Source organism: Desulfosarcina sp. (genome assembly GCF_046496365.1).
GTDB lineage: Bacteria > Desulfobacterota > Desulfobacteria > Desulfobacterales > Desulfosarcinaceae > Desulfosarcina.
The window spans coordinates 71,129-84,977 of sequence record NZ_JAWOHB010000144.1; the positions used below are offsets into that span (position 1 = coordinate 71,129).

The following is a 13,849-nucleotide window of genomic DNA, read 5'->3' on the forward strand; positions in this document are numbered from 1 at the left end:
TGAAAGAATCCTGATTTATGTTTGTTGCATACAAAACAAACGCGGGGTTTTTTGCCCCGGATTTCAGGAGGAATAGAAAATGAGCAAAACCATCGGAATCGATCTTGGAACAACCAACTCTTGCGTTGCCATCATGGATGGCGGCGATGCCCGCGTGATCACCAATGCCGACGGCGGCCGCACGACCCCGTCGATGGTGGCCATCACCACCAGCGGTGAACGCCTGGTCGGCCAGATTGCCAAGCGTCAAGCGGTAACCAACCCGGAAAACACGGTTTTCGGCGTCAAGCGGTTGATCGGACGCAAGTATGACTCGAGCGAGGTGACCGCCGACAAGAAAAATCTACCCTATGCGGTGGCCAAGGCGGAAAACGGCGATGTCCGCATCGTGCTCAAAGACCGCCAGTACAGCCCGGCCGAGATTTCGTCATTTATTCTGGCGGATCTTAAAAAATCGGCGGAAGCCTACCTGGGCGAACCGGTCACCGATGCGGTGATCACCGTTCCGGCCTATTTCAATGACAGCCAGCGCCAGGCCACCAAGGATGCCGGCAAGATCGCCGGATTGAACGTCAAACGCATCATCAACGAACCCACGGCAGCCTCTCTGGCTTATGGTCTGGACAAGAGGAAGGAAGAGAAGATCGCCGTGTTCGACCTGGGCGGTGGTACCTTTGACATATCCATCATGGAACTCGGCGACGGGGTTTTTGAAGTCAAGGCCACCAATGGTGACACCCACCTGGGCGGCGAGGATTTCGACCTGCGTATCATCGACTATCTGGCCGGTGAGTTCAAGCGGGAGCAGGGTATCGACCTGCATGGCGACAAGATGGCCCTGCAACGCCTCAAGGAAGCTGCGGAAAAGGCCAAAATGGAGCTCTCCAGCGCCATGGAAACGGACATTAACCTGCCTTTTATCACCGCCGACGCCAGCGGACCCAAACACCTGAACATCAAAGTAACCCGGGCCAAGCTCGAATCCCTGGTGGAAGACCTGCTGGCGCGCCTGGAAGGCCCCTGCCGGACAGCTCTCAAGGATGCCGGTCTTTCGGGCCGCGACATTGACGAGGTGATCCTGGTGGGTGGCATGACACGCATGCCGGCGGTTGTGCAGCGGGTCAAACAGATTTTCGGTAAAGAGCCCAGCAAGGGCGTCAACCCGGATGAAGTCGTGGCCATGGGGGCCGCCATCCAGGGGGCTGTGCTGGAGGGTGATGTCAGCGACGTTCTTCTGCTGGATGTCACACCACTTTCCCTGGGCATCGAAACCCTGGGGGGTGTGATGACCAAGCTGATCCAGAAAAATACCACCATTCCCACCCGTCAAAGCCAGATTTTTTCCACCGCCGAGGACAATCAGCCGGCCGTAACGGTTCATGTGCTCCAGGGTGAGCGGGAGATGGCCGATGGCAACAAGACCCTGGGCCGCTTCGAACTGACCGGCATCCCCCCGGCACCGAGGGGAACACCCCAGATTGAGGTGACTTTCGATATTGACGCCAACGGCATCGTCGAAGTGTCGGCCAAGGACCAGGCGACGGGCAAGCAGCAGCGCATTCGCATCACCTCATCGTCGGGCCTCTCCAGCGCACAGATCGATCAGCTGGTCAAGGATGCGGAACTGCATGCCGATGCCGACCGCCGAAAAAAGGAGCTGGTGGAAGCCAAAAACAGAGCCGATGCCCTGATTCACGCAACGGAAAAAACCCTTAAAGAGATGGGCGCCAATGTCGAGGCCGGCGTGCGCATGGAAATCGACGACGCGATGTCCAACCTGAAACGGGCCCTGAAAGGTGAGGATGCGGCGGAGATCAAACAGACCACAGACGTGCTCACCCGTGCTTCCCATCGTCTGGCCGAAGCCATGTACCGGCGTCCGGGCAGCCCCCCTGGCGGCGGCGCCCAGCCGGGACAGCCTGGAAGCGGGCATGCACGTTCGCAGGCAACCGACGAAGACGTGGTGGATGCCGATTTTCACGAAGTCGCCTGAGCGCCTTGACGGGCGAATCCAAAATAGACAGTGCCATATGGATAAATCGAGGTTGCAATGAAAAAATTAACGCCCATGGTGATGCTGGCTGCCGGAATCGTGCTGGCTGTCGGCTGCGCCGGCAATCCAGACCAGATCAAGATCCCCGATGAGGCCGCTGAAATGATGGTGGATTTATCCTGGGAAGGGATTCAGGCCTGCACGCATGAATCACCGGAAATCCGCGTATCCAGCATTCCCGGTGGAACGGATGAACTGCGAGTCAAACTCAAGAATGTTGATGTGCCTGAATGGAACCACGGGGGCGGCATCGTAAAGCATGACGGGTCCGGGATTATCCCGGCTGGCGGCCTTCACCTGGGCTATAACGGACCCTGCCCGCCAGCGGGGACACGCCATGCCTACGAATTGTCGGTAATGGCTGTCGATGCCGAGGGTGCCATCATCGGTTTCGGCAAGACCCGGAAGCCGTTTCCTCCCAAGCAATAATATCCAACCTGCGCTTCCATCGGGATCTCCTGAAAGATCGAAAACACATGCAACCGGCCGGGCCGGGTCCTCGGTGATCACTGACCGGCCTGACAATCGGGACAGATGCCGAAGAAGTCGAGGCGGTGGCGGACGATGGAAAACCCGGTTTGCCGGGTCAGTTCTTCGGTCATGTCCGCCAGGGCCGAAATGTCCGGGTCGAGGATCTTCCTGCAGGCGGTACAGACCACGTGGGGATGGTCGTAAGGCTTGTTGCCGTCGTAGCGGTTGCTGTCGTCGCTGAAACCCAGTTCCAGCACCTGACCCAGGTCCTTGAGGACGGATACGTTTTTATAAATGGTTGCCAGGCTGGTTGTGGGGAAGTCGCGTTTGACCCGTTCGTAGACGGCCTCTACGCTGGGGTGGCCCTTGCTTTCAGCCAAAACGCTCAAGATGGCCAGGCGCTGGGGGGTAATCCGATATTTGTTTTCCCGCAGTGCTTCGAGCATTTTTCGCAGGCGGATTTCAGGGTCTGGCATGGGGTGTTTCCATTCGCTTGGGCGTTGATACAAAGGAAAATGATTATCAATTGTTAGCAGGGCGGGCTATGACTGTCAATACCGGCAGAACGCCAGGACAGGCATCGATTGATAAAAGAGGCGGGGGCTACCCCTTTGGGACAAGTTGGCGCACGTGTCAAAACCGGTAACGGAACGGCTGTGACCGCCGCCCCGGACTACTCGATAGCCTGAAATTTGCGCATGAACCTGCGGTCGATATAATCCTTGACGATGAAGGCCGGCCTTCCGCCAAGCTCCAGCCAGCGCTTCTTCAGGACGCCGACCCCTCCGCCCAGGTTGAAAATCAGCAGGTAGTCCCCTCCCGGGTCAAAAGACATCATGTCGCCGCCTTCCAGCCGGGCCATGATGTTGTGGAACAGCACCGGATTCTGGCGCACGGCATAGACCCCCACCTTGTCCAGCGGCTGCGCTTCAAAATAAATACAGTCGCCCCCGCCGAAAATGTCGGGATGTTGCGTGCTCTGCAAAAAACGGTTAACCCGCAGTCCGCCATCGGGGCCTGTGGCGATGCCGGAATCGGCAAAAATGGCGGATGGTTTGACGCCCAAGGCCAAAAAGATGAAATCCGCAGAAAGGGCTTCACCGTTATCCAGGGTGAGGGTATTGTGCAAGATGGATTTGACGTAGACACCTTCGCGGATGATAATTCCCCGTCGACCCAACGTATCGGTGATCTTGCGGCGAACCGATGCGGGAAAGTGTGACATGAAGGCGCTGCCGGCGCAGATGGTGATGCGCGGCATGTGCCTGCCGGTAGATGTGGCGACCTGCCAGACGTTGCCGGCCACCTCTGCTGACGACGGGCCGCCGCCGACGATGACCACAGCCGAGGCGTGCCGGCGGAAGTGGTCGACCAGGCGGCCTCTGGCTTCCATGAGCCGCTCGATGGGTTTGACGCTAAAGATGTCGCCAAGCTCACCTTCAATCACCGGTCTGGGTACATGACTGCCGGCGTTGCAGGAGAGCACGTCGTAGGGTACAATGTCTCCGTTTTCCAGAATGACGACCTTCTTTTCGGGTTCGATGGTGGCTGCTTTGCCCTGCAGGAAGGCTCCCCCCTGCTTTTCAACCACATGCCGCGTGGCGAAGCGTATCTCTGCCGGCCGGTAGGTACCCGAGAGCATGCCCGGTCCCATGCCCGAGTAGTAGTGGAAATCCGATGGACCGATGACAGTGACCCGGTGACCTTTTCCGGTGATTGCCGACAAGTTGGCCAGGGTGACCATGTGGGCATGGCCGCCGCCGATCAGGACCAGACGCTTGTGCATTTCAGGCCTCTTTTTTGAGGGTTTGCTCCATAAGCTTGCCCAGCCGGGCCAGATGGGACTTCTCTTCGTTGGCAATCTGAATCAGGGCCTTTTTACCCGCTTCGTTTTGTGCCTTCACCGATGCCCGCAGGTAGAGATCCAGGGCCTGGGCCTCGATGGACATGGCCAGTTCGATGATATCCGCCAATGTGTCGGTGGCGGGCATCAACAGGTTGGCATACTCTTCGGTGGTCAGCCCCCCCTCGAGTACGTTGGTTACCTGGCGGCTCTCGAAGACTTCCCGGGTGACCGCTTGGCCGGTCAGCTCGGCGTACTGTTCCAGAATGCGATCCTGGTGCTTGACTTCAATTTGAGACAGTTGGTGAAACAGATGTCTCGCCGGGGCATCCGCAACCTTGGCTGCCATGGATTCATAGAAATCCTTTAATCCCGCTTCCAGGGAGTAGGCCACGGCCAGTGCGTTTTCCACTGAGGTGACGCCATTGAAAAGCGCCAACCCCTTCTCTTCACCCAGAAATGCCGCTTGGCTGTTCCAGGCGTTGAATCCACCGGCCATGTTGATGATGTCCTTGAAGCCCTGACCGGAAAGCAGTTGGGCGGCCATCCGGCTGCGTCCACCGGACGCACAGTAGACCATGATCGGTTTGGTCCGGTCAAGGCGCTGAAGATTGTCGGTGAGGTCCGGCAGCGGGGCAAGAACCGCACCGGGAATGTGTCCGGCTTGGTACTCCATGGGTTGGCGAACGTCCAGAATCGTCACGTCGTCAACCTGCTTGTCCGCAAGATAGCGTCTGGCCTGGTTGGCATCGATGGATGTTACGGGAGTCAGGAATTGCCGCCAGTTCATGGTTGCCTCCATTTTTTTGTGCAGGGATGGGTCTTTTTCGGAAGGTTTTCCAAAATTATACACAAAACTGCGCCTGCTGACCATTCCTTTTTGAGTGGCACAAAGATTGCTGTGTCTCTCGAACAGTGGATTATGCTATAGTTATTGACCATGGTTGTGCATCCATCCCCCAACCCCTTTTCAGCCGACTGGAGGTCATCATGAATCTCAGCGAGTACAAGGATATCATCAAGCATGCCATTGCCAACGAGGTTGAGGCCCGAAAATTTTACGAGGATGCGGCCAGTACCCTCAACGACCCATACCTGAAAAAGCTCTTCGCCGGTCTGGCCGAGGAGGAGAAGAACCACCGTGATATCCTGACCCGGATTTACACCAGCAATACCATGGAGCGCTACTTTTCCGAATCGCGGGACTACAAGGTGGCCGAGACCGTGGACGAACCGGAGCTGTCCATGGAGATGAAGCCGGCTGATGCCTTTGCCCTGGCCATGAAAAAGGAGGAGGCGGCCATGAAGCAGTACACCGAAATGGCCGACATGTGTACGGACGACGGCAAGCGCCAGGTCTTTCTGGATCTGGCGGCCATGGAGCGGGACCACAAAATGAAAATGGAATCCGCCTTCATCGATATCGGCTATCCCGAAGTCTGGTAGACAAAGGAGCGATGATCGTGACACAATCCAAATGCCCGGTCTGCGGCTGCAAAAAATTTCATGTCAAAAATCCCGAAGACGATTACGATATTTACGAATTCGAATGTCGTGACGGTGAGGTCTGTTTTGACGAGGAGATGGATGCCGGCGAGTGCCCGGAGGTAAACGACGCCACGGAAACCTTTTGCAATCAGTGTGCGTGGCATGATAAGTTTAATAAAATCAAGTAACAGCGAACGCAACCCGTGGAGGTCGGCATGCCAACCCACGACGTAACCGTGTTCAAAATTTATCCGTTCCGCGTGGGCCAGAAAATCCATATCCAGGATGGGCCCCGCAAGGGAGACTGGGAGGTGGCTGCTGTCACCGAACGCAAGGTTAAACTGCATTGCCCCTTCAGCCATCGTGAATTCGAATGGAACCGGTTCTGCTATGCGGTCGATGAACAGTCCGGTGTTCAGTGGCCCGGAAAAGAATAGCGCCTGCAGCCCGAGCGGCGCAACGGACCATTAGGAGACGACGGTGGTACAATACGACTACGATATCGGCATCATCGGGGGAGGTGCAGCCGGACTGACCGTGGCATCGGGAGCCGCGCAGCTGGGTGCCAGGACCCTGCTCATCGAAAAAGAGCCCGCCCTGGGTGGTGACTGTCTGCACTATGGGTGTGTGCCCAGCAAGACCCTGATCCGTTCGGCCCATGTTTACCATGCGATGAAGCACGCCGATCGTTACGGCCTGCCCAGGGTTGAACTGCCGCCGGTGGATTTCACCCGGGTCGCCGGGCGGATACGGGATGTCATTGCCGTGATCCAGGAGCATGATTCGGAAGAACGGTTTTGCAAGCTGGGGGCCAAGGTGGTCTTTGGAACTGTTTTTTTCAAGAATGCGCACACCGTGGATTTGGACGGCCGGGCCATCCGTGCCAAAAACTGGGTCATTGCCACCGGGTCTTCCGCGGTCGTTCCCCCCATACCGGGACTCAAAGAGATCGACTATATCACCAATCGCGAGATTTTCTCCCTGGCAGCACTTCCGGGCAGCATGATCGTACTGGGGGCGGGCCCCATCGGCATCGAGATGGCCCAGGCGTTCAACCGGCTGGGAACTGCGGTAACGGTGGTGGACCGGGGCGCTCAGATTTTAGGCAAGGAGGATGCGGACATGGCCGCTGCCGTGCAGGCGGTCATGGGATCGGAAGGGGTAAAATTCCACTTGGGCGCCTCCGTCCAACAGGTATCTGCGGACGGTGGAAAAAAAAGGGTTACCCTGGGGCGGGGGGACGGTGCTTCGGTGAACCTGACAGCCGATGTGGTGCTGGTGGCCATGGGCCGATCAGCCAATGTCCAGGACTTGTGGCTGGATGCCGCCGGTGTGGCCTTTGAACGAACGGGCATCGGGGTGGATGCGCGGCTGCGTACCAGTCAGAAACATATTTTTGCCGCCGGCGATGTCAACGGGGGCTACCAGTTCACCCACGCCGCCGGATACGAGGGGGGTGTGGTGGTGAGCAATGCGGTATTTCACCTGCCGCGCAAGGTGAATTACACCTGGCTGCCCTGGTGCACCTACACGGATCCGGAACTGGCCAGCATCGGTTTGAACGAACGGGCAGCCAAGGATGCCGGTCTCGACTACTCCGTCTGGAAGGAGGGGTTTCAGGACAATGATCGCAGCATGGCCGAAGGGCGGACCGAAGGCTGGATCAAACTGATTCTGGATAAAAAGGAAAAGCCCCTGGGTGTGCAGATTCTCGGTCCCCGTGCCGGAGATCTGATTGCCGAATGGGTGGCGGTCCTCAATGGCGGCGTGAAACTGTCCACCCTGGCGTCGGCCATCCATCCGTATCCCACCCTGGGTGAGATCAGCAAGCGGGTCACCGGCGGTGTCTTTACGCCGAAGATCTTTTCCGAGAAGGTCCAAAAAGGGCTCAAGTTCTTTTTCAATCTGAAGGGACGGGCGTGCACACCGGTGGTGTGTGAGGGCAAAGACCTGATCTCGGAGGCATGAGAACAGCGGACTGGGGCCGGAGGAGGAAGGAGGGAACAACGGATTCAGTGTTGGGGTTATCAACGGATTGGTTGAGCGGTTTTCAGTCGCGGGTGATAATTGAAAAACCGAATAAAACGGCTATATGTAAAATCAGAAGACCACCATGAAAGCGGCAAAACCTACATCCGGAGGCAAACTCAAAGCCCTTTTTCTGGGTCTTTTCATCGTGGGTGCCATTGTGCTGATCCGGTTCACGCCGGTGAAAGACCATGTCACCGCCGAGGCACTGGCCGGCATTCTGACCGGGGCAGGATTCTGGGCGCCGCTGCTTTACATCGTGGTCTACGCGGCGGGGGTATGCCTCTTTGTTCCCGGGACCCTGCTGACCGGCCTGGGCGCAGCCATCTTTGGTCCCTACTGGGGCTTCTTATGGGTCTGGATCGGAGCCATGATCGGTTCGGCAGGCGCCTTCATCATCGGCCGTACCCTGGGGCGGGAGTTTGCCGCATCCCTCATCGGTGACCGGCTGAAAAAATATGACGAGGCCATTGAACGCAACGGTTTCGCCACGGTGCTTTACCTGCGGCTGGTCTACTTCCCCTTCACACCGATGAATTTCGGTATGGGGCTGACGCGTGTCCGGTTCGTGGACTACATGACGGGTACTGGTCTGGGAATCATCGTGGGCACCTTCATCTTCACCTTCTTCATCGGCACACTGAAGGACGTCTGGGTGTCGGGCAACTGGAGCGGACTGATCTCGTTAGAGGTTTTTTTCTCCGTTGTCCTGTTCATTTTCTCTTTTTTCATCCCACCGATCATCAAACGGTTCAGCGGTGAACAGCACTAGCGGCGAAGGTACCGGGATACACCCATACTGAGACACAGTGTCTCAAATAGACAGCCCTGGCACCATCGGTCTGCTTCGGGAACACACCTGTCGATTCCGTTTTTGGGCCTGCCCATCCGTTTCCGGTGATCGGGTACCCGGGCCTTTTTAACTTGACGGTAGTGGCATGGATCTTGTTACTATGGCCTCGACTGCACGCCGCTCCCGCGGAGAAAAAAATGGAACAGCAGATCCAATTCGACAATCATGTGGGGGAAACCCTCAGCGGAACCCTTCACCAACCGGAACTGAAGCCGGTCGGCGCCGTTGTCGCCGGCCATTGTTTTACCTGCTCCCGTCACACGGGGGTTCTGCGGCACATCTGTGGCGAGCTGTGTGAAGCCGGTTTCTCGGCCCTGCGCTTCGATTTTTCCGGCAATGGCCAGAGTCAGGGACGCTTTGAACAGTCCACCTGGTCCAAACAAATCCTGGAGATGGAATCGGCCATCGCGCTGATGCAGACAAAAGGCGCCCCATGGATCGGACTGGCTGGGCACTCACTGGGCGCCGCCATCGCACTGCTCGCTGCCCGGCGGATCAAGGCCGTTTCAGCCGTCTGTCGGATAGCCGGACGGGTGAGCGCAACCCGGCCCTTGCATTTTCTTACACCGGAGCAGCAGCAAACCCTTGAGCAGACCGGACTGGTAAACTTCGCCAGCCGCGGGCGGAAGCTTGCGCTCAACCGTGATTTTTTCGAAGATGCACACCGATACGATCTAAAGGATGCCACCCGCTCGTTGACGATTCCCATGCTCGTGGTTCATGGCGACCGGGACGCGATCATCCCTGTTTCCGAAGCCCACCTGGCCAAGGCAACCAACCCAGATAAGGTCGATCTGACGATCATTCCCGGAGGCGACCACATGCTGGCCCAACCGGATCACCAGCGGCAGGTGGCCCGTATGGTGACTGATTGGTTCCGTCGCCAGGTTGGTGTTTCCGAACCCTGAACCGAGAACAACCATACCGCCATTAGGAGGCTGTGGAAGATGAATCTGTCCGCAACACTGAGTGCCGACTTTATCGACGCCCAATACCGCAAATGGAAATCCGATCCATCCTCCCTTTCGGATGACTGGCAGTTTTTTTTCAACGGCTTCGAACTGGCCGGCGCAGCCGGCGCGGCGGCCGCCGACCCGGATCAGGCCCTGCGTCAGGCCAAGGTGGGTGAGCTGATTCACCGTTACCGGGATATCGGGCACCTGCTGGCCTGCATGGATCCGTTGTCGGCCTGCCCGACCTCCCACCCGTTGCTGGACCTGGACGCCTTCGGGCTGGAGGTTTCCGACCTGGAGCGTCTGTTTGCCGCTCCGGGTTTGATCGAGCAGGCTGCGGCACCATTGAAGGAGATCGTCGCCCGGTTAAAGCGGACCTACTGCCGCAGCGTCGGCGTGGAATACATGCATCTCCAGGACCCCGATGAGCGGGAATGGCTTCGGGCACGCATTGAGGCGGACGAAAATCCGGTTGATCTAACGGCGGCCGAACGGGTCGAACTGCTCGGCAGGCTCACCGCAGCATCCCTGTTCGAAGGGTTTCTAAATAAAAAATATGTGGGCGTCACCCGATTCTCCCTGGAGGGCGGCGAAGCATTGATTCCGTTTCTGGATGTTCTGCGCCGGCGGGCGGTTGAGGCCGGGTGTCGTGAAATCATATTCGGTATGGCCCATCGGGGGCGTTTGAATGTGCTGAGCAACATCCTCGAAAAGCCCGCCGAAGAGATCTTCTCCGAGTTCGAAAGCTGCTACGATCCCCAGGACCTGGTGGGTTCCGGTGACGTCAAATATCATATCGGATACTTGACCGAGCATGAGTTGGAAGACGGCGCCGCGCTGTTGCTGTGTCTCGTAAGCAACCCCAGCCACCTGGAGGCAGTCAACCCGGTGGTGGAAGGCATTGCCCGGGCCCGGCAGGATCGCCTGCCCGCCGATGGCGACAAGGTGGTGCTGCCCGTGCTGCTGCATGGCGACGCGGCCTTTGCCGGGCAGGGGGTCGTGGCCGAAACCCTGAACATGTCCCAGTTGAAGGGGTACCGGACCGGCGGGACGGTGCACGTCATCGTCAACAACCAGATCGGCTACACCACGCTGCCCGAGGACGCCCGTTCCACCCGCTATTCCACCGACGTGGCCAAGATGCTCATGGTGCCGATCTTTCATGTTCACGGGGAAGACCCCGAGGCCGTGGTCCATGTGGCCCACCTGGCCGCCGACTACCGCTACCGGTTCGGCAAGGACGTGGTTGTCGATCTGGTCTGCTACCGCCGCTACGGACATAACGAGGGGGATGAGCCTTACTTCACCCAGCCGACCATGTACCAGCGCATCCGCGAGCGCCAGCCGCTGAACCGGGTTTATGCCGACCGGCTGACGGCCGATGAGGTGCTTTCAGCAACCGATGTGGCGGCCATGGAAAAGGCTGTCAACGACCGGCTGGAGGCGGCCCACAAAGAGATCCACGGCACCACCTGTCATTTTCCCGAACCGCGATTTTTTTCCGGGTGGGAAACCTACAGCGGCACGTTCAGCGATGACCCCGTAAAGACCGCTGTGAACAGCAAGACGCTGGTCGACCTGGCTGCCAGGATGGCCGAGGTGCCCGATGGGTTTAGCGTTCATCCCAGGCTCAAGGGCGTGCTGGATAAGCGGCTCGACGCCGTAAACAGCGGGGAAGGAATCGACTGGGCCGGGGCGGAGGCCCTGGCGTTCGCCTCCCTGTTGAAAGAGGGGCATCCCATCCGGCTCAGCGGCCAGGATGTGGGCCGCGGCACATTCAGTCAGCGGCACAGCGTATTGTGGGATTACGATACCGGCCGGCCCCATATCCCGCTGAACCATCTGGGGGAGGGTCAGGCGCCATATGAGGTGTTCAACAGCCTGCTGGCCGAGGCCAGTGTGCTGGGCTTCGAATACGGCTACGCGGTTGTCCGGCCTCAGGTCCTGACCTTATGGGAGGCGCAGTTCGGTGACTTTGCCAACAATGCCCAAAGCGTCATCGATCTGTTTATTGCCAGCGGTCAGGCCAAGTGGCAGCAGTTGTGCGGATTGACCCTGCTGCTGCCTCACGGCTGGGAAGGTTTGGGACCCGAGCATTCCAGTGCCCGGCTGGAGCGTTTTCTCCAGTTGTGCGCCAACGGCAACATGCAGGTGAGCAATCCGACCACGCCGGCCCAGTACTTCCATCTGCTGCGTCGGCAGATCAAGGCCCCATTCCGCAAGCCGTTGATCCTCATGACGCCCAAGAGCCTGCTGCGTCATCCCATGGCTGTTTCCTCCTTGAAGGATCTGACGCATGGGCAGTTTTTACCGTTGCTGGAGGATGCAGAGGCGGCGGCCTCGGCGAAAAAAGTCATTTTCTGCAGCGGCAAGATCTACTACCAATTGATCACCCGGCGGCAGCAGATCAGCGCCCACGACACCGCCATCGTTCGGGTCGAAATGCTGCATCCGTTCCCGGAAAAGGCCATTCGGGCGGTTATCGGCCGATACAAAAAGGCCACTGCCTGGATCTGGGTGCAGGAGGAACCGGAGAACATGGGCGCCTGGCAGTTCATGCGGCCGCGCATGGATGTCCTGCTGAAAAAACCCCTGGTCTATGTGGGACGCAACGCCTCAGCCAGCCCGGCAACAGGTTTTCCCAAGATTTACAAAATGGAGCAGGACAGCCTGGTGGACCGGGCCATCGGCTCGCATAATCAGGCCGAGGGGATGGCCGGGTGACCGAAGTCAGCGGTCACACATTATGATCTTCGGCCCCGGCGATCCAACTGTAATACAATCAACCCAACCCGATCAATCAACCCAACGAACCCAAGAAACTAACCAAGGAGCCCGCATGTCCATCGAAGTCAAGATTCCCAGTGTTGGCGAGTCGGTTCAGGAAGCAGTCCTGGCCGAGTGGTTCAAACAGGATGGTGACACCGTCCGCAAGGACGACCCCCTGTTTGTCATCGAAACCGACAAGGTCACCCTGGAGGTGGTAGCGGAGGCCGACGGGGTTCTGAAGATCATCGTGCAGGCCGGAGAAACCGTTGCCATCGGCGCCGTGGTGGGCGCTATCGAACCCTCCGATGCTTCGGTTGAATCCAAACCGAAGGCCAAACCGGAAAAGGAAGCGCAGGAAAAGCCGAAAGGGGACGCGGATGAGGACAAATCCGAAGCCGCTGATAAATCGAAAGAGAGAAGGCCCGCAAAGGAGTACGAACCCGAACCGTCGGTGACCCATGCACCGAAACCGTCCGGGTCCGGCGGTACGGACCCTGACGATGTTCCTCTGGCGCCGTCGGTGCGTCGGCTAGTGGCTGAAAAAAACCTCGATGCATCCAAAATTCAGGGGACGGGGCCCGGCGGCCGCATCAACAAGGGCGATGTGCTGCTCTATCTGGAAAACACCCCTGCCGGCATGCCCGAGAAATCCGATGTACCCGCGGCCGCAACCGATCGCGGCGTGTCGGTTGACGCCGAGGAGCGCAAAGCCATGTCGCCCATCCGCAAACGCATTGCCGAGCGACTGCTGGAATCCAAGCAGAACACGGCCACGCTGACCACCTTCAACGAAATTGACATGTCGCGGGCCATGGAGATCCGATCACGGTACAAGGAGGCTTTCCAGAAGCGCCACGGGGTTTCGCTGGGGTTCATGTCTTTTTTCGTCAAGGCCTGCGTGGAGGCGCTCAAGGAAATCCGTGAAATCAACGCCTTCATCGACGGCAGCGACATCATCTACCATAATTACCAGCATATCGGTGTGGCCGTGGGCACGGAGCGGGGCCTGGTGGTGCCGGTGATCCGGCATGCCGAACGTCTGAGTTTTGCCCAGGTGGAAAAGTCCATCGTGGATTACGTGGCCAAGATCAATGAGAATCGGCTGGAACTGGCTGACCTGGAGGGCGGCACCTTTACGGTCAGCAACGGCGGGGTTTACGGCAGCCTGCTTTCCACCCCGATCCTCAACATGCCCCAGAGCGGCATTCTGGGCATGCACAAAATCGAAAAACGGCCCATGGTGATCGATGACCAGATGGTGATCCGGCCCATGATGTACGTGGCGCTCAGCTACGATCACCGCATTGTGGACGGCAAGGGCGCGGTGACCTTTCTCAAGCGGGTCAAGGCGTTGGTCGAAAACCCGGAACGTTTGGTATTGGAGGTGTAGA

At 58.4% G+C, this 13,849-nt stretch carries 13 protein-coding genes; 10 read left to right on the forward strand and 3 right to left on the reverse strand.

Translation table 11 applies throughout. The features are described from left to right. The first annotated feature begins 79 nt into the window (after window positions 1-79). Window positions 80-1,993 (forward strand): molecular chaperone DnaK, encoded by a 1,914-nt coding sequence (gene dnaK / locus R6V78_RS14130; RefSeq protein WP_410290013.1) that lies wholly within the window; start codon window positions 80-82, stop codon window positions 1,991-1,993. A gap of 57 nt (window positions 1,994-2,050) precedes the next feature. Then, the gene (locus R6V78_RS14135; protein WP_410290014.1) at window positions 2,051-2,482 is read left to right on the forward strand and encodes a hypothetical protein; all 432 of its coding nucleotides are present in this window, start codon (window positions 2,051-2,053) and stop codon (window positions 2,480-2,482) included. 77 nt (window positions 2,483-2,559) lie between these two features. Here the strand turns inward: R6V78_RS14135 and R6V78_RS14140 are convergent, their stop codons facing one another. The 3 genes from R6V78_RS14140 to R6V78_RS14150 form a co-directional block, all read right to left on the reverse strand. Then, entirely contained in the window at window positions 2,560-3,000 is a 441-nt protein-coding gene (locus R6V78_RS14140) for a Fur family transcriptional regulator (protein ID WP_410290015.1), read from the reverse strand. 197 nt (window positions 3,001-3,197) lie between these two features. Beyond that, window positions 3,198-4,310 (reverse strand): NAD(P)/FAD-dependent oxidoreductase, encoded by a 1,113-nt coding sequence (locus tag R6V78_RS14145; protein ID WP_410290016.1) that lies wholly within the window; start codon window positions 4,308-4,310, stop codon window positions 3,198-3,200. Window position 4,311: 1 nt separating this feature from the next. Beyond that, window positions 4,312-5,157 (reverse strand): rhodanese-like domain-containing protein, encoded by an 846-nt coding sequence (locus R6V78_RS14150; RefSeq protein ID WP_410290017.1) that lies wholly within the window; start codon window positions 5,155-5,157, stop codon window positions 4,312-4,314. Window positions 5,158-5,357: 200 nt separating this feature from the next. Between R6V78_RS14150 and R6V78_RS14155 the strand changes: the two genes are divergently transcribed. The 8 genes from R6V78_RS14155 to odhB all read left to right on the forward strand — a co-directional run bounded on the left by R6V78_RS14155 (window position 5,358) and on the right by odhB (window position 13,848). Then, window positions 5,358-5,813 carry a ferritin-like domain-containing protein gene (locus tag R6V78_RS14155; protein WP_410290018.1) on the forward strand — a complete coding sequence of 152 codons (456 nt, stop codon included), beginning with the start codon at window positions 5,358-5,360 and terminating at the stop codon, window positions 5,811-5,813. Window positions 5,814-5,830: 17 nt separating this feature from the next. Continuing rightward, entirely contained in the window at window positions 5,831-6,043 is a 213-nt protein-coding gene (locus R6V78_RS14160) for a hypothetical protein (protein ID WP_410290019.1), read from the forward strand. Window positions 6,044-6,070: 27 nt separating this feature from the next. Beyond that, a complete protein-coding gene (locus R6V78_RS14165; protein WP_410290020.1) occupies window positions 6,071-6,292 on the forward strand; it encodes a hypothetical protein in 222 nt (73 codons plus the stop codon). 43 nt (window positions 6,293-6,335) lie between these two features. Then, window positions 6,336-7,823 carry a dihydrolipoyl dehydrogenase family protein gene (locus tag R6V78_RS14170; RefSeq protein ID WP_410290021.1) on the forward strand — a complete coding sequence of 496 codons (1,488 nt, stop codon included), beginning with the start codon at window positions 6,336-6,338 and terminating at the stop codon, window positions 7,821-7,823. 145 nt (window positions 7,824-7,968) lie between these two features. Further along, the gene (locus R6V78_RS14175) at window positions 7,969-8,655 is read left to right on the forward strand and encodes a TVP38/TMEM64 family protein (RefSeq protein ID WP_410290022.1); all 687 of its coding nucleotides are present in this window, start codon (window positions 7,969-7,971) and stop codon (window positions 8,653-8,655) included. Window positions 8,656-8,873: 218 nt separating this feature from the next. Further along, complete coding sequence (locus tag R6V78_RS14180; protein ID WP_410290023.1) at window positions 8,874-9,644, forward strand: alpha/beta hydrolase; 771 nt, start codon at window positions 8,874-8,876, stop codon at window positions 9,642-9,644. 39 nt (window positions 9,645-9,683) lie between these two features. Continuing rightward, complete coding sequence (locus R6V78_RS14185) at window positions 9,684-12,413, forward strand: 2-oxoglutarate dehydrogenase E1 component (RefSeq protein ID WP_410290024.1); 2,730 nt, start codon at window positions 9,684-9,686, stop codon at window positions 12,411-12,413. 115 nt (window positions 12,414-12,528) lie between these two features. Continuing rightward, window positions 12,529-13,848: a 2-oxoglutarate dehydrogenase complex dihydrolipoyllysine-residue succinyltransferase gene (odhB, locus tag R6V78_RS14190; protein WP_410290025.1), complete on the forward strand. Its 1,320-nt coding sequence runs from the start codon at window positions 12,529-12,531 to the stop codon at window positions 13,846-13,848. Window position 13,849: the final 1 nt, after the last annotated feature.